The organism is Dyella sp. 01N448, assembly GCF_056399225.1.
Window position 1 is genome coordinate 1 of the sequence record NZ_JBFTQX010000001.1, and the last position, 19,692, is coordinate 19,692.

A 19,692-nucleotide genomic window follows, 5' to 3' on the forward strand; every position below is an offset into this window, starting at 1 on the left:
TTCAATCTGAGCCAGGATCAAACTCTTCACTTAAGTTTTCGACCTCATGTCCACCCGAAGGCAGTCACTCGATCTATCTTTCTGAAGCGTTGTTCCTAACCATAAACGTCAAGCTTTTGAATTGACTCTTAGGTTAGACGCTTGCATATGTTGGACATTCAATCGTCCGTCGCAAGACGCCCACACAAGTCACCTGCGCACACTGTCAAAGATCTCAATCACTTGCAGTACGTTGCCGTTTCTGCGTTGGAACATTTCGTTCCGAGTGAGCCGCTCATCTTACATCGTTTTCCCTGTCCGTCAACACCTTCAGCGAAGAATTTTTGCTGTCGTTGTTGCCGTTGGAAGACGCTGCCAGCGGCGGGGAGGCGAATAATAGGCAGGCACCCCACCTTTGACAAGCAATTTTTGAAATTATTTTTGATGTTTCGCGTAAGACGTTGTTCTCACGCGAAACTCTGTTGATGGATGCATCGCGATGACGTTGCGTCATCGCGATCAACTCATGCGAGCGTCAACAACACGCGCGCGAAGTTGCGCTTGCCGATCTGCAAAACCCCTTCAAAACCCGGCAAAAACACGCGTTGCGCATCTTCGACGACTTCCGCGTCGATGCGCACGGCGCGTTCCTTGAGTTTGCGATTCGCTTCGCCGTTGCTTGGCGTGAGGCCTGCCGCGGTCAGTAGAGCAGGCAAACGCAAGCCTTCCGCGGACACTGCAATTTCAGTGAGCGGCAGCAGGCTCGTATCGCCTTCGCCGCGCACGACGGCGTGCCATCCGGCGATCGCCTGTTCGGCGGCAGCAGCGCCGTGGAATCGCGTGGCCAATTCGCGCGCCAATTGCAGCTTCGCGTCACGGGGGTTAAGCACACCGGATTCCACCTCGAGCTTCATGCGCTTGAGGTCATCCAGCGAGGTGTCGAAGCTAAGCAACTCGAACCAGCGCCACATCAGCTCATCGCCGATCTTCAGGGTCTTGGTGACCATGTCGATGGCCGGCTCATTGATGCCGATGTAGTTGCCCAGCGACTTGGACATCTTGTTGACGCCGTCCAGGCCCTCCAGCAGCGGCATGGTGAGCACGATCTGCGGCGGCTGGCCGTGATGCTCCTGCAGCGCGCGGCCCATCAAGAGGTTGAACTTCTGATCGGTGCCGCCGAGCTCGACGTCGCATTTAAGTGCGACTGAGTCATAGCCCTGCACCAGCGGATAGAGGAATTCGTGGATGGCGATGGGCTGCTGGCCGGCGAAGCGCTTGGAGAAATCGTCGCGCTCGAGCATGCGCGCCACGGTGTGCTGGGCGGCCAGCTTGATCATGTCGGCTGCGGTCATCTGGCCGAACCACTCCGAATTGAAGCGCAGTTCGGTGCGCTCCTTGTCCAGCACCTTATAGACCTGGTCGGCGTAGGTCTGGGCGTTGGCCAGCACGTCCTCGCGGGAAAGCGGCTTGCGCGTGACGTTTTTGCCGGTCGGGTCGCCGATCATGCCGGTGAAGTCGCCGATCAGGAAAATCACCTGATGTCCCAGGTCCTGGAACTGGCGCATCTTGTTGAGCAGCACGGTGTGGCCCAGGTGCAGGTCCGGCGCGGTCGGATCGAAGCCGGCCTTGATGCGCAGGGGGCGACCGAGCTTCAGGCGGGCGACCAGCTCTTCCTGCTTGATGATTTCGTCGGCGCCGCGCGCGATGGTGGCCAGCGCCTGCTCAAGCTCGTTCATGTATTCCTCAAATTTTCGTTGTCTGGGCGGCACCGTAAAGCATAGCTTCCCGGCCGGTTCCGTTAAGTGTGCGTTAACCGAAAAGTTATCGCAACCCATTGATGGAAAAGGCGTTGACGCCCTTTACACAGGGCCGCTATGGTACGCGGCAATTAGAAATGTAGTACCTGGGGAACACCGGGCATGGGTGAGAGAAACGAAAACGCGCGCGCTGCGCGCAAACAGGCTATGCGTCGAAAGGCGCAGCAGCGTCACTCTCATTTTTACGAGCGGTGTGCCCATTGGTCCTTTGGTTGTCACGGTGAGGCCGAGCCTATCCGCTGGCATCGCGAGCGCTGGATTCTTGCCGGCACCGCCCTCCTTATTACCGCCGTTTCCGGCTTCCTGATTCCCGCCTGGGCCAGCGCCATGCGCCCGGACACGATTTCGACCGCGCACGCCGTGCTGCCGCTGGAACTGCCCAAGGCGGTCCCGGTGGCCGCCCAGGCCGCGACCGTGGAAGATTGGCACATCGTGCAGGTCCAGCCCGGCCAGACCTTGTCGGACCTGTTCCAGAGCCAGGGCCTGAGCCTCACCGACGTACAGCATGTGGTGGACCAGTCGGGCGATGCCAAGGCGTTGCACCACATCAGCCCCGGCCAGGAATTCGATTTTCTGCTCGACAGCGACGGCAGCCTCAAGGGCATCCGCTTCGACAAGGACGAATCCAACCGCACCACCATGCGCTTTGAGGCCGACAAGGCCACCGTTACGGCGGAAGCGCGCGAAGTGGAACATCGCGAACACGTCGCCCATGGCAGCATCGACAGCTCGCTGTTTGCCGCCGGCTCCAAGGCAGGCATGAGCAACCAGATGGTGCTCAAGCTGGCCGAGCTGTTCAAATACGACATCGACTTCGTGCAGGACCTGCGCGAAGGCGACAGCTTCACGGTGATCTACGACGACGTGTACCGCGACGGCGCCTATCTGCACGAAGGCGACATCGTGGCGGCGGAGTTCGTCAATCAGGGTGAGCGCTACACCGCCTACCGCTTCAAGAAAGAAGACGGCAGCTACGGCTGGTTCAGTGAGGACGGCCGCCCGATCCAGAAGTCGTTCCTGCGCATTCCGGTGGACTTCACCCGCATCTCCTCGCAGTTCAGCGCGGCACGCATGCATCCCATCCTTGGCCTGATGCGCGCCCACCAGGGCGTGGATTACGCCGCACCCACTGGCACGCCGATCCATGCGGCGGGCGACGGCGTGATCAAGTTCAAGGGCTGGATGAACGGCTACGGCAATTTCGTGATCGTGCAGCACAACGGCTCGATCAGCACCGCCTACGGCCACATGTCCAAGTTCGCCAATGAAAAGGTGGGCCAGCATGTGGGCCAGGGCGAAGTGATCGGCTATGTGGGCATGACCGGCCTGGCCACCGGCCCGCATCTGCATTACGAATTCCGCGTCAACAACGTGCAGCGCGATCCGCAGAAGGTGACGCTGCCCAAGCCCGAACCGCTGCCTGGCGCACAGCTGGCCAAGTTCAAGTCGCAGGTGGTGCAGCCGCAGCTGGCCCGCCTGAAGACGCTGGACGCCAACATGAAGCTGGCCAAGGCCAGCGGCACCAAGCGCAACGACGACTGATCCCGTGGATGACGCGACGGCGCTTTACCTTGGCCTGATCTCGGGCACCAGCGCCGATGGCATCGATGCCGCGCTGGTGAGTTTCGACAACGACAGGCCGCAGCTGGTCGATGCACTGGCCCACCGGTGGCCGGATGAGTTGCGCACGCGCCTGCTGGCCGTGGCGCAGGACGAAACACGATTGGACCTGGATGCCTATGGGCGTCTCGATGTCGCGATCGGCCAATGTTTCGCCGAAGCTGCCCAGCAGCTGTTGGACCGCAATCCGGCGCATGCGCCGCGCGTTCGGGCCATCGGTTCGCATGGGCAGACCTTGCGGCATCGCCCCACCGGCGAATTTCCTTTCACGCTGCAGGCGGGCGATCCCTCGGTGATCGCCGAACGCTGCGGCATCGATGTGGTGGCTGATTTCCGCCGCGCCGACGTGGCCGCCGGTGGCCAGGGCGCGCCGCTGCTTCCCGCGGTCCACGCCATGCTGCTGGGTCGTGCGGACGGTGTGCGCGTGGTGCTCAATCTGGGCGGCATTGCCAACATCACGGTGCTCGATCCGGCCGGCAAGGTGTTCGGGTTCGATACGGGCCCGGCCAATGGCCTGATGGATGCCTGGCATCTGCGCCATCGTGGCGCGGCGTACGACGCCAATGGCGCCTTCGCGGGCGCGGGTCGCATGGACGAGGCCTTGCTCAGTGCGCTGATGGCCGATCCCTATTTCGCGCTGCCGCCGCCCAAGAGCACGGGACGCGAACACTTCCATCTCGCCTGGCTGGAACAGCACGCCGGCATGGCGGCGCTGTCGCCTGCCGATGTGCAGGCCACGCTGCTGGAGCTCTCGGCACGCAGCATCGCCGAGGCGATCGAACGCCATGCGCCATCCGCTATCGATGTGCTGGCCTGCGGTGGCGGCGTGCACAACGCCGTACTGATGGAGCGGCTGGGACAACTGCTGGGTACGCGCACGCTGGCCAGCACCGCCGCGCATGGCGTGGATCCGGATTATCTGGAAGCCACGGCGTTTGCGTGGCTCGCGCGTCAACGCCTGCTGGGCTTGCCGGGCAATCTGCCCGCGGTCACCGGGGCACGGGGACCGCGCGTGCTCGGTGCGGTCTATTCCGCACCGCGCTGATCAGAAGCTCTCGTCGCCCAACACGCCGTGTGCCTGCGCCAACGCAGCCGTTGGAGCGCGGGAAAGGGCTTGCACGGCCTCCTGGAAGGCGGCCTTTTCCTTGGCATCCCACTGACCGCCCAAGGTGGTCAGGTCGCCGGGATCGAGCATGGTTTCGGCGAACACATTGGATGAGGCCATGCCAAGGCCATGGCGCAGTGCGTGCAGCACCACGTCATTGATCGACCACTGCCTTTCCTTGGCGAGCGTCTTGATGCGCTCGGCCATAAGGTTGTCGATATGGCGTATGACGAGGTCCGGCACGGACGCTTCCTCCGACAGTCACAAGCCCCCTGTGACTTGATCTTGTCACAGGGTCAAGGGCGAGACTATCGACCGCTTGGCTGATTCACACGCTGCCTTCTTTTGGAGCGGGCGCCGGATCGCCGGGGCGGTCCTTGCTGTAGCGAGGCCACAGATAAGTGAACAGCAGCGTGGCAGGAACGATGGAGATCACGGTCAGGACAAAATAACCGCCATAGCCCGTGGTCATGGCGATGCCGCCGGCGAAGAAGCCCAGCACCTTGCCCGGCAGATTGACCATGGAGCTGAGCAAGGCATATTGGGTCGCCGTGTGTTCACGGCTCACCAGCGAGGAAAGATAGGCGACGATCGGCGGACCCAGCACGCCGAGGGTAAAGTTCTCCACCGAAATCACCACCGTCAGCACCGCCAGATTGCCGGGGTGTGCGATCAGCCACAGATAGCCCAGGTTGCTGGCTCCGGCCAACACCATCGACACCCCCAGGCTGCGCCACGCGCCCCAGCGGGCCACGGCCGCGCCGCCGACGAAGACACCTACGATGCCGATCCATACGCCCCACAGCTTGGTGATCGTGCCGATCTGCGTCTGGGTGAACCCCATGTCCAGATAGAACGGGCCCATCACGCCGCCCACGGTCGCCTGCTCAGGAATCTTGAACAGCAGGATGAAGAGCAAGGTGACGCTCGCCAATGCCCATCCATAGCGTCGGAAGAAATCCGCGAATGGATCGATCACGCTTAGCTGCATCGCTGCACCCCAGCTGGGCGGCGTAGTCCGAACCACATCGGGTTCGCGCGCGAACAGCGTGGCCAAGATGGGGATCAGCATGGCCAGGGCGAAAACGACATAGATCACTGGCCAATCCAGATGGTCGGCCAGAATCAGCGCGCCGGCGCCGGTGATGATGAGCGCAATGCGGTAGCCCAGCGAATAGGTAGCCACCAACGCACCCTGGGTGGCCGTTGGTGCGATCTCGATGCGATAGGCGTCGACCGCGATGTCCTGCGTGGCACCGAAGAACGCGACGACCAAGGTCGCCGCCACGAACAGGGGCAATTGCGACGGCGTCAACCTGGCCATCGCCAGCAGACCGCCCATCACGGCGAACTGGGCCAGCAACAGCCAGCTGCGCCGCTGACCCAGCCGTCCCAAGGCGCCAGGCAGTCTGACGTGGTCCAGCAATGGCGCCCACAGGAACTTGAGCGCGTAGAACATCCCCGCGCTCGCGATCATGGTGATTTCCTTCAGCACGATGCCATGCTTTCGCAGCCAGATGGCGACGGTGTAGGACACCAGCAAGAATGGCAGGCCCGAGGAGAAGCCCAGCAGGAACATCGTCCAGGCAGCGGGCTGGGTAAACGCATGCCATACCGCGAGCTTCTGCTTTTTGGGCGGCGCCGCCTCAGTCGGCATAGTCGACGGTATACGGCGCGTGGTCCGAGAACCAGGAATCACGGTAGACCGAGCAGCGCTTCAGGCGATCGCGCAGGCCAGGCGTGACCAGCTGGTAGTCGATGCGCCATCCCACATTGTTGGCCCGCGCGTTGCCGCGGTTGGACCACCACGTATAGTCCTCGCCCTTGGGATGCAGGGTGCGATAGCTGTCGACCCACCCGTGCTTTTCGACCAGGTCGTTGAGCCATGCGCGCTCTTCGGGCAGGCAGCCGGAATTCTTCTGGTTGGACTTCCAGTTCTTGATATCCAGCTCGCTGCGCACGATGTTCCAGTCGCCGCACAGCACGTAGTCGCGGCCGCTCTTCATCCACTTGTCGAAGATCGGTGCGATCCATTCCATCGCCTTGAATTTGAACTGCTGGCGCTCATCGCCCGACGAACCCGACGGCACGTACAGCGACACCACGCTCAGGTTGCCGAAGCGGGCTTCGATGTAGCGCCCCTCGTTGTCGAAGGCATCCCAGCCCAGCTCGGTGAGCACCGCATCGGGCTCGCGCTTGGCGTAGATGGCCACGCCGCTATAGCCCTTCTTGCTGCTGGCGTCGCGATAGAAGCAATGATGGCCATCGGGACGGAACATGGCATCGGAAAGCTGGTCTTCCTGCGCCTTGGTCTCCTGCAGGCAGACCACGTCGGCCTTTTGCTGGCGTAACCATTCGAACACGCCCTTGGTACCGGCGGAACGGATGCCGTTGGCGTTGAGACTGATGATGCGCATACAAGGTGCCCGGGCTCGCGAGGGATGCGCCATCATAGCAACCATGTCCGATCGCCCCGATATCCGCGTCGTGCCTGCTGACGCCACGCGTTACCCGTCGTTGTTGCTGCTTCAGGTGCACGAGCCGCAGCGCGATTTCGTCGGCCCTGTGGCGGTGTCGCTGGCCGACGCGATGCTGTGCGAAGACAGCGAGGCCATGGCCATCCTGCGCAACGACGAGCCGATCGGCTTCTATCGCATCGAGAACAAGCCCCGCAGCATCGCGGACATGGATTTCGATGAGCCCACCCTTGGCCTGCGCTCGTTCTTCATCGACGCCCGCTGGCAGGGCCAGGGCCTGGGCACGCTCGCGCTTGCCGTCGTGATGCGCGATCTCGCGCAGCGCCATCCGGGTGCGCGCAACGTCGTGCTCACCGTCAACGTTCGCAACACGTCCGCGCTTGCACTGTATCGGCGCGCCGGCTTCCGGGAGACCGGCGGGCTGTACCATGGCGGGCGTTCCGGGCCGCAGCACGTGATGCTGGGCGCCCTGCCCCTCTGACCAAATCCGAACGAGAGAAAGCTGCCGTGCACGACTACCAGCGCGAATTCATCGAACTCACCCTGCAGCGCGACGTGCTGCGTTTCGGCGACTTCACCCTGAAGTCCGGCCGCCAGAGTCCGTATTTCTTCAATATGGGCCGCATCGATTCGGGCGCGGCGCTGGCCCAGCTGGGCCGCGCCTACGCCGCCGCCGTGGTGAATTCCGGCATCGAAGTGGACATGCTGTTTGGTCCGGCCTACAAGGGCATTGCGCTGGCCGCCGCCACGGCGATCGCCCTGGCCGACCAGCATGCTCGCGACCTGCCCTGGGCGTACAACCGCAAGGAAGCCAAGGATCACGGCGAAGGCGGCGTGCTGGTCGGCGCACCGCTGAAGGGACGCGTGCTGATCGTGGACGACGTGATGACCGCTGGCACCGCCGTGCGCGAATCCTTGGCGCTGATCCGGGCGCAGGGCGCCACGCCGGCGGGCGTGCTGATCGCACTCGACCGCCAGGAGCGCGGGCAGGGCGAGCTCTCCGCCGCGCAGGAAGTCACGGCTGACTACGGCATCCCGGTGATTGCCATCACCAGTCTCGGCGACGTGCTGGCCTATGCGGGCGGCCGCCCGGACCTGGCGGCGGAGCACGCCCGCCTGGTGTCTTATCGCGAGCGCTACGGCGTAAATGCCTGAATGGCGGGTGGTTGGCGAAGCCGGTCACACCGCATGCAGCGGCATCGTGCGAACGTCATGGTGTCACGATGTCGCCCGCTATACTTCCGCCTACAAGGGGGAATTCCATGCGTAAAACAGTTTTCGTCATCGCGTTGCTCGCGCTGACCACCGTCGTCTATGCACAAACCAAGGCGCCCACCTATCGGTATCGATGGAAGGATGCGGCCGGGCTGCCGCACTACAGCGACAGCCTCACCTCCGATGCCATGAAGTTCGGCTACGAGCTGGTGAATGATCGCGGCATCGTCGTGCAGCACGTCGACCGCCAGCTCACCCCGGAGGAGCGCGCCGCCGCCCAAAAGGCTGCCGAAGAGCAGGCCGTGGTGGATCGCGCCGCCGCAGAGCGCAAGCGCAACGACGCGCAGATGCTCGCGGCCTATCCTTCGGAAGCGGAATACAAGGCTTCGCAGCAGCAATATCTGGACAGCATGGACCAGCAGATCGCGACCACGCGGTCCAATCTGCGCAGCCAGGAAAAGGCGCTGACCGATCTGCTGACTCGTGCCGGCGACCTGGAGCGAGCCAAGCAACCGGTCCCTCCCTTCCTGAGCGAGGGCATTACCAAGCAACGCGACGTGGTGGCGCATCAGCGCGATGCGCTGGAGCGTGAGCAGAAGACCCGCGATGCCCAGGTTCAGAAGAACGCGCAGGATCTCGTGCACTACCGCGAACTGAAGGCTGCCGAGGCCAAGGGCCTGTAACGCCCACTTCGGCTTGCGAGAGAGCCCCGGCCATGCCGGGGCTTTTCATTTAGAACGGCAGCTTGAGTGAGGGATCGACCGCCAGCAGCTGCGCGCGGAATATTTTCTTGATGCGTGCGAGTGCGGCCTCGTTGTCTGCATCGAAACGCAGTACGAGAGTTGGCGTGGTATTGGACGCGCGCACCAGACCCCAGCCGTCGGACCAGTCCGCGCGCACACCGTCGATGGTGGTGAGGGTCGCGTCGCCAAACGTCGCCTGCTGGCGGAACGCTTCGATGAAGCGATAGTGGGCGCCCTCGTCCATCTCCACCTTGAGCTCAGGCGTCGACACGCCTTTGGGACAGGTGGCGAACAGTTCCTCCGGCGTGCGCTCTTCCAGATCGCCGGCAAGGATTTCCATCAGGCGCGCGCCGGCATAAATGCCGTCGTCAAAGCCGTACCAGCGCTCCTTGAAGAAGAAGTGGCCGCTCATTTCGCCGGCCAGCTCCGCACCCGTATCGCGCATCTTGGCCTTGATCAGCGAGTGGCCGCTGCGCCACATCATGGGGCTGCCGCCGGCATCCAGGATCACGCCCTTGAGATGGCCGGTGCACTTCACGTCGTAGATGACCGTGGCGCCGGGCTGGCGGGACAGCACGTCGCGCGCAAACAGCATCAGCGTGCGGTCGGGGAAGATGATCTCGCCATCCCTGGTGACCACGCCAAGACGGTCGCCGTCGCCATCAAATGCGATGCCGAGATCCGCGCCGGTCTGCTTCACCGCGAAGATCAGGTCTTCCAGATTGTGCGGGTCGGACGGGTCGGGATGATGATTGGGGAACGTGCCATCGACATCGCAGTAGAGCGGAATGACTTCGCAGCCGATGCCCTCCAGCACCTGCGGCGCCACCGCACCGGCAATGCCGTTGCCGCTGTCGATCACCACCTTGAGGCGACGCTCGGCCTGCACGTCGGAGGTGATGCGGTCGATGTAGTCGGGGATCACATCGACATGGCGCAGATTGCCCTTGCCGCCGCGCTCCAGCTGGTTGCCGACGATGCGCTGGTAGAGATCCTGGATGGCGCCCTCGGACAAGGTCTCGCCGCCCACCACAATCTTGAAGCCGTTGTAGTCGGGCGGGTTATGGCTGCCGGTCACGGCCACGCCACAACCCGTATTGAAGCGGTAGGCGGCGTAGTAAACGACCGGGGTCGGAACGGCGCCCAGCTCGATGACGTCGATGCCCGCTTCGCGCAAGCCGTCGCACAAGGCGCTCGCCAGCTCCGGACCCGACAGGCGACCATCGCGCCCCACCACGATCTCCGGCAGGCCCTTCTCGTGCATGACCGTGCCGATGGCCTGGCCGAGCAGGCGGGCCACTTCCTTGGTCAGCGACTTGCCGACCACGCCGCGCACGTCGTACGCACGGAAGATCACCGGGTCGACAGTCACCGGCGCGGGCGCAGCAGGCTTGGGCGCTGCGATGCGGGCGGGCGCCACAGGCGCTTCCGCCGCCTGCTCGGCTTCAAGCAGTTCCGACAGCACCGGTTCCGCCGCATCGTTGCGGACGCGGCGGACGCCCAGTCGATCGCGCATCCAGATCAGATAGATGCCCGCGCCCAGGCCCAGCAGTCCGAGCAGGGCCGTCAGCGGCCAGACGCGCGGCAATACGATATAAGCCGATGGCAGGGCCGCCAGCACGCTGAAGGTGCTGCCTTCGATCGCTCTGCCGTTCGCTTCGCGCTCGGCCGAGCCATTGCCGGTAGCGAGCAGACGCAGGTCACCGCGATCGTCGCCCTGACGCAGTTCCAGGCGTCCACCTGCGGTGGGGATGGATTCAAAGCGCTCCTGCAGCGGAGCGAACGGCAACGCCACCCAGGCCCACGCCTGCGGGTGTGCGGCCGGCCCCACCGGTATCACCAGCGCAAGCACGCGCGTGCCGTGGGCATCGGGCACGGACTGGGCCAAAGGCTTGCCATCGGCGGTTTGCGCCGCCATCAGCTGGGCCGCCTTGCCGTAGCCGAATACGCGATAGTTCGCATGCAGCACCTCGTCGAGGCTGCCGCTGTAGACATCCACCGCCAGCGCCTGGGGAAGGAGATGGCGCAGTTCGGTGGCGGCCTGGGCCGGATCGGACACGATGATGGCCGGGTCCAGCGAATGGACCGCCGCTTCCACGCGGCCCCGCTCGCTGGCAATGTCCGCCGCCAGGGCGTCCGCTGCCTGCTTCTGGGCGGCGTGCACGCGCTCGACCACGTTGCCTTCGTCGAAGATCTGCCAGGTCTGCCAGAGGCAGAACAAGCCACCGAGCACCAGCAAGGTGCCCGCGGCGAATGGCAGCAGCCGGCGTCCGTCGATGGATCCGGCAAAACTTCGGCTACCGACGTTGAAGATGTTGGCCATGTCCTGTCCCCGCACAGGCTATCTGGTCGCTTCCCATGCGAGCGCGAGCGCCCGCACCACTTTGCACTCAGTTGACCCCGGTCGAACCGAACCCACCCTCGCCCCGCTGCGACGGCGCAAACGCCTGCACCACCTTCAGCCGTGCCTGCGCCACCGGCACCAGCAACAGCTGGGCGATGCGATCGCCTACTTCGATGGTGTAGGGCTGCGTGCCGCGGTTCCAGCATGAAATCATCAAGGGGCCCTGGTAATCGGCATCGATCACGCCCACCAGGTTGCCCATCACCAAACCGTGTTTATGGCCCAGACCCGAGCGCGGCACGATCAGCGCGCACCAGCCCGGATCACCAATATGGATGGCCATGCCGCTGGGCACCAGCACGCTGTCGCCCGGTTGCAGGGTCAACGGCGCCTCGATGGCTGCGCGCAGATCCATGCCGGCGCTGCCGATGGTGGCAGCCTGCGGCAGGGGGATGACATCGCCCAGGCGCGGATCGAGGATCTTCAGCTCGACGTCGACTGCATTGCCAACCGTCACTGGCGCACCGCCCGGTAACGCTCGGCCACCTTGGCCACCAGCTGTCGCGCCAGTTCCGTCTTGGAGGCACGCGGCAGTTCGATGGCCCCATCAGGACCGTAAAGCGTGAGGGCGTTGTCGGCGGCTTCGAATCCGAGGCCACCGCCCACCTGGTTGGCGGCAATCATGTCTAATCCTTTGCGCTTGAGTTTGTCTTGCGCGTATCGCTCCACATCATGCGTTTCCGCGGCAAATCCGACCAAGAAGGGGCGCACGGTTTGCGCAGCCAGCGTGGCGAGGATGTCCGGGTTCTCGGCCAGACGCAGTTCCAGGGGCGCGCCGTCGTGCTTTTTAAGCTTGTGATCGGCAACGGTGGCCGGTCGGTAGTCACCCACCGCGGCGGCGGCGATGTAGATATTCGCATCGGCGCAGGCAGCCACCACCGCATCGCGCATCTGCTCGGCGCTGCGCACATCGATACGGCGCGTCATCCCCGGTGGCGTCGCCATGCTCACCGGGCCGGCCACCAGAGTGACCTCCGCGCCGGCCTGCGCGGCCGCTTCGGCGACGGCGAAACCCATGCGGCCGGAACTGCGGTTGCCGATGAAACGCACCGGATCGATGTCTTCATAGGTGGGCCCGGCACTCACGACGACCTTGAGCCCACGCAGGACTTGCGCGCCGAAGGAGCCGACGATCGCCTCGCGCAGCTCCAACGGTTCCAGCATGCGGCCCGAGCCGATATCACCGCAGGCCTGGTCGCCCGATGCAGGGCCAAGGATATGCACGCCACGCTGGCGGAGGATGTCCACATTGGCCTGCACCGCCGGATGCGCCCACATCTGCTGGTTCATGGCGGGCGCCACATACAGCGGCGCAGCGCTGGCCAGGCAGACGGTGGTCAGCAGGTCGTTCGCCATGCCGTGGGCAAGACGCGCAATCAGGTCGGCGCTCGCCGGTGCGATGATGATGCGCTCGGCCCAGCGGGCCAGCTCGATGTGACCCATCGCCGCTTCGGCTTCGGCGTCCCACAGGCTGGTGCGCACCGGCTGGCCGGACAGCGCCTGGAAGGTGGTGGCACTGACGAAGTGCGCCGCGTTTTCGGTCATCACCACGCGGACCTCGGCGTCGAGGTCGCCCAGGCGACGGACCAGTTCGCAGGATTTATAGGCAGCGATGCCGCCGGACACGCCCAGCAGGATGCGGCGTTGGGCAAGACTCATGTGATTGGGCCTGACTACCGTTTGGGGCGGTAGCTTACCGGAATCATTCGTCCTGCTCGGTAAAAGTGAAGCGGGCGGCTGATCACCGCCCGCCCTGTGCTCAAGCCGTCACGCGCGGATGAAGGATGTCATCCAGACCGATGCGGCGCAGCAGCTCCGCGCGGACGCGATCGGCCACGCCGTTGACGATCTCGGCACCGTCCTCGGAGGGATCGATATGCACGCGGAACGGACGCTTGCCGAAGGGCTTGTCCACCACCTCGACGATGGCCCGTGCGACGGCCTCCGGGTCGGCATCAGCCGGTTCCAGCGAGGCGAGTCCCTTGAAAGCCACTTCGCTGAAATCGCCGGTGGGGCCTTCGGCGTAGATCTTGGCAACCGCCTCATCCGCCGGCGCGCCGGCATGGGCGAAATGGTTGGTGCCCTTGGTAAAGGCGCCAGGTACCACGATGGAGGTCTCGATGCCCCAGCGCGCCAGCTCGCCGGCATAGCTCACCGCCAACGAATCCATGCCCGCCTTCGCGGCGAAGTAGGGCGCCAGATACGGTGGCGTGCCGCCGCGTACGCTGCTGGAGGACACCCACACCACCAGCCCCCGGCCTTGCTTGCGCAACTGCGGCAGGGCGGCGCGGTTGACGCGCTGCGTGCTCAGCACATTGGTGTCGTAGAGCTGGGCGAACTGTTCCGGCAGGAAGGCTTCGGCCGGACCGTAGGACATGTGCCCGGCATTGTGGATCACCACGTCCAGCCGCTGGTGCTCGGCCACGATCTGCGCAATCGAGGCATCGACCGACGATTGCGAGGCCACGTCCATTTCGATGGCGCGCAGGTCCACGCCCTGTTCCTGTGCATAGCGCTGCATATCGGCCACGCGATCCGCGTTGCGACCAGCCGTTTCGCGCATGCCGGCGTAGACGATGTGGCCGGCGTGGGCCAGCGCGCGGGCGCTCATCAGGCCGAAGCCGCTCGAAGCGCCGGTGATGACAATGACGTACTTCATGATGCGTTCTCCCAAAAAGGCATCGCGTGGCGATGCGGGTAAGTGGAATCAGACGAGGCCGCCGTTGGCGCGCAGCACCTGGCCGTTGACCCAGCTGCCGTCGGGGCCGGCGAGGAAGGACACGACGCTGGCGATGTCATCGGGCGTGCCCAGGCGCTCGAGCGGCGCAGCCTTGGCGAGCTGGTCGATCTGGTCCTGCGTCTTGCCCTTGAGGAACAAGTCAGTGGCCGTCGGGCCCGGCGCCACCGCATTGACGGTGATGGCCCGGCCGCGCAGCTCTTTGGACAGCACGTGCGTCATCGCTTCCACCGCGGCCTTGGTGGCCACGTAGACGCCGTAATTGGGGAAATTGAGGCCCACCACGCTGGTGGAGAAGTTGACGATGCGGCCACCCTGGCGCAGGCGCTTGCCCGCCTCGCGCAGCGTGTTGAAGCTGCCCTTGAGGTTGATCGCGATGGTGCGGTCGAACAGCGCATCGTCGGTATCGCTCAGCGGCGCCAGCTGCATGATGCCGGCGTTGTTGACCAGCACATCCACGCCACCGAACGCGGTTTCGGCCGCGTCGAACATCCGGCGCACCGCCACCGGGTCGGCCACATCGGCCTGGGCGGTCAGCGCATGGCCGCCAGCGCTTTCGATCTTGCGGGCCAGCGCCTCGGCGGAAGCGGCGTCGCCGGCGTAGTTGATGACCACCGTGAAGCCATCGCGGGCCAGACGCTCGGCCACCGCCGCGCCGATACCACGCGAAGCGCCGGTGACGATGGCGACTTTGGAAACCTGTGCAGACATGGGGAATATCCTCGGAAAGAGCCGACCCGTTGTCGGCGCAAGCAAAGGATGGACTTTTCCTTTGGCCGGATAATCTGCTTCAATCCGTCATCATCATTCGGATAAGTCGAACAGTGGACAAGGTCGACGCCATGCGCCTCTTCGCCCGCATCGTGGAGCGCCGCAGCTTCACCTTGGCCGCGCAGGACCTGGAGCTGCCGCGCTCCACCGTCACCGAGGTGGTCAAGCGCCTGGAAGCCCGGCTGGGCGTGCGGCTGCTCGAACGCACTACCCGACAGGTGCGGGCCACGCTGGACGGCGAGGCCTATTACCAGCGTTGCCTGAGCATCCTGGCCGAGATCGAGGAAGCCGAGGCCGCCTTCACCGGGGCACGCCCCAGCGGCCTGTTGCGGGTGGACGTGCACAGCGTGCTGGCCCGTCATTTCATGCTGCCGGGGCTGCCCGGGTTTCTCGAGCGTTATCCGGACATCCAGTTGCGTATCGGCGAGGGCGACCGCTACGTCGATCTGGTCCGCGAGGGCGTCGATTGCGTCCTGCGCGTAGGCAAGCCCACCGACAGCAGCATGATCGGCCGCCAGATCGCCACCCTGGTGGAAGGCACCTACGCGAGCCCCGCCTATCTGGAACGGCACGGCATGCCGACATCGCCCGACGATCTGGACGGGCACCAGATGGTGGCTTTCGTGTCATCCGTTTCCGGCAGCACGCTGCCGCTGGAATTCTGCGTGGACGGCGGTGTGCGCGAACGCCTGTTGCCCCATGCGGTAAGCGTGGCGGGCGCGGAAATGTACGTGGCCACTGCCCGACTTGGCCTGGGCCTCATCCAGGTCCCCTGCTATCGCGTCCAGGACGACCTCGCCTGCGGCACGCTGGTGGAAGTGCTGCCGCGATACCCACCCACGCCCTCGCCGGTCTACGTGCTGTATCCGCAGAACCGTCAGCTCTCACCGCGCGTGCGGGTCTTCATCGACTGGCTGAGCGGCGAGTTCGCGGCCCGGTTTCCGCCGACAAACTGACTCATCGTCGGCACGCATACCCACATGCGCTTCGCCGCGCGCCGATGGGCGCGCCCTTCATCGGACGGCAGGCTGTTCCGATGAGCATCCATCAATGGCCCGAGGGCGAGCGCCCACGAGAAAAACTGCTGGCGCGCGGCTGCGGCGCCCTCTCCGACGCCGAGCTGATCGCCGTACTGCTGGGCAGTGGCGTAGTCGGCAAAGATGCCATCGCGCTGGCCCGTGAACTGCTGGTGGTCAGCGGAGGCCTGGCAGCCCTGCTCACCGATCCGGGTGACACCATGCGCCTGCGCGGCATCGGCCCGGCCAAACGCGCCCGTCTGGTCGCGGCACTCGAACTGGCTCGGCGCACGCTGGCGGAGCAACTCACCGATCGCCGGCCGCTGGGCAACCCGCGTGAAAGCGGCAGCTACCTCAGCGCCAAGCTGCGGCACCTGCCCTACGAGGTGTTCGGCTGCCTGTTCCTGGACAATCGCCACCGGGTGCTGGCCTTCGAAGAACTCTTCCGCGGCACCATCGACAGCGCGAATGTGCATCCACGCGAAGTGGTGCGCGCCTGCCTGCGCCACAACGCGTCGGCGGTCATCCTTGCCCACAACCATCCCAGCGGCGTAGCCGAACCAAGCGCCGCCGACCGCACCATCACGCGGCAACTGCGGGACGCCCTCGAGCTGGTCGGCGTGCGGGTGCTCGACCATCTGGTGATCGGCAGCGGCGAGCCGGTGTCGATGGCGATGCTGGGGTTGATCTAGCTGCGTTGATAGCACGCTGACTTAGATCAGAATTTTCCTGTCGCCCAAAAAAAACAACGGCGCGGGGGGAGATCCGCGCCGTATGGCCGTCTTGTGGGGAGAAAGGAGAGTAACGGCGTGCTCCTGCCCCCGTCGGCGGGGAGGTGCCTAAGGGACGAGAGATAGTGTGGCGCTGCCGCATGACAGGGTCGTTACGTGGATCGAGACAAATGCATAAGGCTGGCAAGAACGATTGGTCCTGCGACTTATGCACATTCGGCCTGAGACGGCACTTTCCGTTCACATTCTCTTGAGTCCCGCAGAAGTGCATCGCAACTGCATGATTTAGATTGCTATTTTTTGTGACGGTGACATTTCCGTCGGGAAAACCCTGCGATGCCTCTTGCGGGGACAGACATTCCCCACAGAGTTATCCACAGACTTCGCCACTGCATCGCAGCACGCCGGCGCGCGACACCGGGGCCGGCTCGACCGGCCCTGGTCTGATAGGATTAGGGGTTCCATCGCCGTCAGACACTTACCGTGAAAGAACAGCTGCGCGAACTGCTGCTGCAGGCCATTCGTACCCTGCAGAATGAGGCCACCCTGCCCGCCGACCTCGAAGTGCCCCACTTCGTGATCGAGCGTACGCGCAGCCGCGATCATGGTGACTTTGCCGCCAACGCGGCGATGCTGCTGGCCAAGCCTGCCCGCGCCAAACCGCGCGAGCTGGCCGAGAAGCTGGTGGCAGCGCTGCCGGCCAATGGGCTGGTGGGCAAGGTCGAGATTGCCGGCCCGGGCTTCATCAACTTCTTCCTCGCACCGGGCGCTTACCACGCCGAAGTGGGCCAGGTGCTCGCCGAGGGCAATGCCTACGGCCGCAGCAGCACCGGCAAGGGCGTGACGGCGGGTGTGGAATTCGTCTCCGCCAACCCGACCGGCCCGCTGCACGTGGGGCACGGCCGCAACGCGGTGCTGGGCGACTGCATCGCGCGCGTGCTCGACGCCACCGGCTGGAAGGTAAAGCGCGAGTTCTACTACAACGATGCCGGCGTGCAGATCCACAACCTGGCCGTGTCGACCCAGGCGCGCGTGCGCGGCCTGACGCCAGACGACGCCGGCTGGCCGGAAGACGGTTACCGCGGCGACTACATCGCCGACGTGGCGAAGTCCTACCTCAACGGCGACACCGTCGAAGTGGAAGGCCATGCCGTCACCGGTGCCAAGAACCCGGACGATCTGGAAGCGATCCGTCACTTTGCCGTGGCCTACCTGCGTCGCGAGCAGAACCTGGACCTGGCCGCCTTCGGCGTCGGCTTTGACGTCTACTACCTCGAGTCCTCGCTCTACAACGACGGCAAGGTCGAGGAGACCGTGCGCGAGCTGGTCGCCCACGGCCATACCTACGAGGACGGCGGCGCGCTGTGGTTGCGCTCCACCGACTACGGTGACGACAAGGACCGCGTGATGCGCAAGTCCGACGGCACCTATACCTATTTCGTGCCGGACGTGGCCTACCACATGACCAAGTGGCAGCGCGGCTATGTGAACGCGGTGACCGTGCTGGGTTCCGATCACCACGGCTCGCTGGCGCGCGTGAAGGCAGGCCTGCAGGCGCTGGACACCGGCATTCCCAAGGGTTATCCGAACTACGTGCTGTACCAGATGGTGACGGTGATGCGCGGCGGCGAAGAGGTGAAACTCTCCAAGCGCGCCGGCAGCTACCTCACCCTGCGCGACCTTATCGAAGAAGCCGGCCGCGACGCGACCCGCTACTTCCTGATCGCGCGCAAGGCCGATTCGCAACTGGTGTTCGACATCGACCTGGCCCGCTCGCAGAGCAACGACAATCCGGTCTATTACATCCAGTACGCCCACGCCCGCGTCTGCCGCGTGCTGGAGGAGCTGGCCGAGCGCGGTCTGCCGCCGGTGGACACCAAGGCCGGCGTTGCCCAGCTGTCGCGTCTGGACACCGAGCACGAGCAGGCGCTGTTCACCGAGCTGTCGCGCTACGCCGAAGTGGTGGAGGCGGCGGCGGCCAATCTGGAACCGCACCTGATCGCGCAATACCTGCGCGAGCTCGCCGGCTCGCTTCACAGTTACTATCACGAGCACAAATGGATCGTGGACGACGCCGAGCTGCGCAATGCGCGCATCACGCTGGTGCTCGCCACGCGCCAGGTCATACGCAACGGTTTGGATTTGCTGGGACTCAGTGCCCCGGAGAAGATGTAAATGGCAGCACGCAAGGGCAAAGGTCGACAGGCCGTCCGCAATAACAGCGGTGGCATGCCGGGCTGGGGTTGGGCGGTGATCGGCATCCTGATCGGTGCCGTGCTCATGTTCGCCATGCGCGGCCACCTGCCGATGGCGCCGCGCGCCGGCGACGGCCCGCAACCCAACGCGCAGGCCACGGCGCAGCGCGGCAGCGATGCCGGCGCGGCCGGCACGGAATCCACTTCGGCCACCGATGCCGCGCCCGCCGCGAAGAAGCCGCAATACGACTTCTATTCGGTGCTGTCGGAGAAGGAAGTGCGCATTCCCGACGCGGTGATCAGCGCGCAGGCCAAGGCTGAGCAGCAGCAGAAGCAGCAAGCCGCCCAACAGGCAGCCGCGCAGCAGCAGGCTCAGGCCGCCGCGCAGAAGCCGGCGCCGGGTCCGGCCGCCGTGGCTGAAGCCATCACGCCTGCGCCCGAATCGGCGGTGCATGCGCCGGCGCCGGCACCGACTGCTGCTGCGGCTGCACCTGCTGCCAGCGGATACCTGCTGCAGGTCGGCGCCTTCCCCAGCCCCTCCGATGCCGAAACGCTGAAGGCCAAGCTAGCCATGCAGGGCTTCGTCGCCAACGTGTCGCCGGTGAACGTCAACGGCCAGACCTATAACCGCGTGCGCCTGGGCCCGTTCCATTCGGCCACCGAGCTGGAATCGGCCAAGCAGCGTCTGACCTCGGCGGGGATCAACGCGATTGCGCTGAAGGAAGGCAGATAAGGCCGGTCTTGCAACGCAGCCACAAAAAAAGCCGCGCACTGCGCGGCTTTTTTTATGTGCGCATGTTTGTGGGAGCGCACCCTGTGCGCGACGGTCTCGATACAACGCAGCGCCGTCGCGCACAGGGTGCGCTCCCACAGTCGCCCTGA

General features: G+C 64.8%; 18 protein-coding genes. 9 read left to right on the forward strand and 9 right to left on the reverse strand.

Annotation, left to right across the window (positions count from 1 at the left end):
- Nucleotides 1–503: 503 nt before the first annotated feature.
- A complete protein-coding gene (gene tyrS, locus AC1DKY_RS00005; protein WP_441601683.1) occupies nucleotides 504–1,715 on the reverse strand; it encodes a tyrosine--tRNA ligase in 1,212 nt (403 codons plus the stop codon).
- A 183-nt stretch (nucleotides 1,716–1,898) separates the two neighbouring features.
- Between tyrS and AC1DKY_RS00010 the strand changes: the two genes are divergently transcribed.
- Nucleotides 1,899–3,338 (forward strand): OapA family protein, encoded by a 1,440-nt coding sequence (locus AC1DKY_RS00010; protein ID WP_441601684.1) that lies wholly within the window; start codon nucleotides 1,899–1,901, stop codon nucleotides 3,336–3,338.
- A gap of 4 nt (nucleotides 3,339–3,342) precedes the next feature.
- Entirely contained in the window at nucleotides 3,343–4,461 is a 1,119-nt protein-coding gene (locus AC1DKY_RS00015) for an anhydro-N-acetylmuramic acid kinase (RefSeq protein WP_441601685.1), read from the forward strand.
- Here the strand turns inward: AC1DKY_RS00015 and AC1DKY_RS00020 are convergent, their stop codons facing one another.
- The 3 genes from AC1DKY_RS00020 to AC1DKY_RS00030 all read right to left on the reverse strand — a co-directional run bounded on the left by AC1DKY_RS00020 (nucleotide 4,462) and on the right by AC1DKY_RS00030 (nucleotide 6,938).
- A complete protein-coding gene (locus tag AC1DKY_RS00020; RefSeq protein ID WP_441601686.1) occupies nucleotides 4,462–4,764 on the reverse strand; it encodes a hypothetical protein in 303 nt (100 codons plus the stop codon).
- Between the two features lie 85 nt (nucleotides 4,765–4,849).
- Nucleotides 4,850–6,178 (reverse strand): AmpG family muropeptide MFS transporter, encoded by a 1,329-nt coding sequence (locus AC1DKY_RS00025; RefSeq protein ID WP_441601687.1) that lies wholly within the window; start codon nucleotides 6,176–6,178, stop codon nucleotides 4,850–4,852.
- Nucleotides 6,168–6,938: an exodeoxyribonuclease III gene (locus tag AC1DKY_RS00030; RefSeq protein ID WP_441601688.1), complete on the reverse strand. Its 771-nt coding sequence runs from the start codon at nucleotides 6,936–6,938 to the stop codon at nucleotides 6,168–6,170. Before AC1DKY_RS00030 ends, AC1DKY_RS00025 begins: the two co-directional genes overlap by 11 nt.
- Nucleotides 6,939–6,981: 43 nt before the next feature.
- Here AC1DKY_RS00030 and AC1DKY_RS00035 point away from each other — a divergent pair, with 43 nt between their 5' ends.
- The 3 genes from AC1DKY_RS00035 to AC1DKY_RS00045 all read left to right on the forward strand — a co-directional run bounded on the left by AC1DKY_RS00035 (nucleotide 6,982) and on the right by AC1DKY_RS00045 (nucleotide 8,896).
- On the forward strand, nucleotides 6,982–7,479 hold the full coding sequence (locus tag AC1DKY_RS00035) for a GNAT family N-acetyltransferase (RefSeq protein WP_441601689.1): 498 nt from the start codon (nucleotides 6,982–6,984) through the stop codon (nucleotides 7,477–7,479).
- Nucleotides 7,480–7,505: 26 nt separating this feature from the next.
- Nucleotides 7,506–8,153 (forward strand): orotate phosphoribosyltransferase, encoded by a 648-nt coding sequence (pyrE, locus tag AC1DKY_RS00040; protein WP_441601690.1) that lies wholly within the window; start codon nucleotides 7,506–7,508, stop codon nucleotides 8,151–8,153.
- Nucleotides 8,154–8,260: 107 nt separating this feature from the next.
- Nucleotides 8,261–8,896 carry a DUF4124 domain-containing protein gene (locus AC1DKY_RS00045; RefSeq protein ID WP_441601691.1) on the forward strand — a complete coding sequence of 212 codons (636 nt, stop codon included), beginning with the start codon at nucleotides 8,261–8,263 and terminating at the stop codon, nucleotides 8,894–8,896.
- A gap of 49 nt (nucleotides 8,897–8,945) precedes the next feature.
- On the opposite strand, the gene AC1DKY_RS00050 is transcribed toward AC1DKY_RS00045, so the two are convergent.
- The 5 genes from AC1DKY_RS00050 to AC1DKY_RS00070 all read right to left on the reverse strand — a co-directional run bounded on the left by AC1DKY_RS00050 (nucleotide 8,946) and on the right by AC1DKY_RS00070 (nucleotide 14,808).
- Nucleotides 8,946–11,279 carry a phosphomannomutase/phosphoglucomutase gene (locus AC1DKY_RS00050; RefSeq protein WP_441601692.1) on the reverse strand — a complete coding sequence of 778 codons (2,334 nt, stop codon included), beginning with the start codon at nucleotides 11,277–11,279 and terminating at the stop codon, nucleotides 8,946–8,948.
- A gap of 67 nt (nucleotides 11,280–11,346) precedes the next feature.
- Nucleotides 11,347–11,817 carry a dUTP diphosphatase gene (dut, locus tag AC1DKY_RS00055; protein ID WP_441601693.1) on the reverse strand — a complete coding sequence of 157 codons (471 nt, stop codon included), beginning with the start codon at nucleotides 11,815–11,817 and terminating at the stop codon, nucleotides 11,347–11,349.
- Nucleotides 11,814–13,019: a bifunctional phosphopantothenoylcysteine decarboxylase/phosphopantothenate--cysteine ligase CoaBC gene (gene coaBC / locus AC1DKY_RS00060; RefSeq protein WP_441601694.1), complete on the reverse strand. Its 1,206-nt coding sequence runs from the start codon at nucleotides 13,017–13,019 to the stop codon at nucleotides 11,814–11,816. Before coaBC ends, dut begins: the two co-directional genes overlap by 4 nt.
- A gap of 100 nt (nucleotides 13,020–13,119) precedes the next feature.
- A complete protein-coding gene (locus AC1DKY_RS00065) occupies nucleotides 13,120–14,019 on the reverse strand; it encodes an SDR family oxidoreductase (protein WP_441601695.1) in 900 nt (299 codons plus the stop codon).
- Nucleotides 14,020–14,067: 48 nt separating this feature from the next.
- Nucleotides 14,068–14,808: an SDR family oxidoreductase gene (locus tag AC1DKY_RS00070; protein WP_441601696.1), complete on the reverse strand. Its 741-nt coding sequence runs from the start codon at nucleotides 14,806–14,808 to the stop codon at nucleotides 14,068–14,070.
- A gap of 113 nt (nucleotides 14,809–14,921) precedes the next feature.
- Between AC1DKY_RS00070 and AC1DKY_RS00075 the strand changes: the two genes are divergently transcribed.
- The 4 genes from AC1DKY_RS00075 to AC1DKY_RS00090 all read left to right on the forward strand — a co-directional run bounded on the left by AC1DKY_RS00075 (nucleotide 14,922) and on the right by AC1DKY_RS00090 (nucleotide 19,543).
- Complete coding sequence (locus AC1DKY_RS00075) at nucleotides 14,922–15,824, forward strand: LysR family transcriptional regulator (RefSeq protein ID WP_441601697.1); 903 nt, start codon at nucleotides 14,922–14,924, stop codon at nucleotides 15,822–15,824.
- Between the two features lie 80 nt (nucleotides 15,825–15,904).
- A complete protein-coding gene (radC, locus tag AC1DKY_RS00080; RefSeq protein WP_441601698.1) occupies nucleotides 15,905–16,576 on the forward strand; it encodes a RadC family protein in 672 nt (223 codons plus the stop codon).
- 522 nt (nucleotides 16,577–17,098) lie between these two features.
- Nucleotides 17,099–18,790 carry an arginine--tRNA ligase gene (gene argS, locus AC1DKY_RS00085; protein ID WP_441601699.1) on the forward strand — a complete coding sequence of 564 codons (1,692 nt, stop codon included), beginning with the start codon at nucleotides 17,099–17,101 and terminating at the stop codon, nucleotides 18,788–18,790.
- The gene (locus tag AC1DKY_RS00090; protein ID WP_441601700.1) at nucleotides 18,791–19,543 is read left to right on the forward strand and encodes an SPOR domain-containing protein; all 753 of its coding nucleotides are present in this window, start codon (nucleotides 18,791–18,793) and stop codon (nucleotides 19,541–19,543) included.
- Nucleotides 19,544–19,692: the final 149 nt, after the last annotated feature.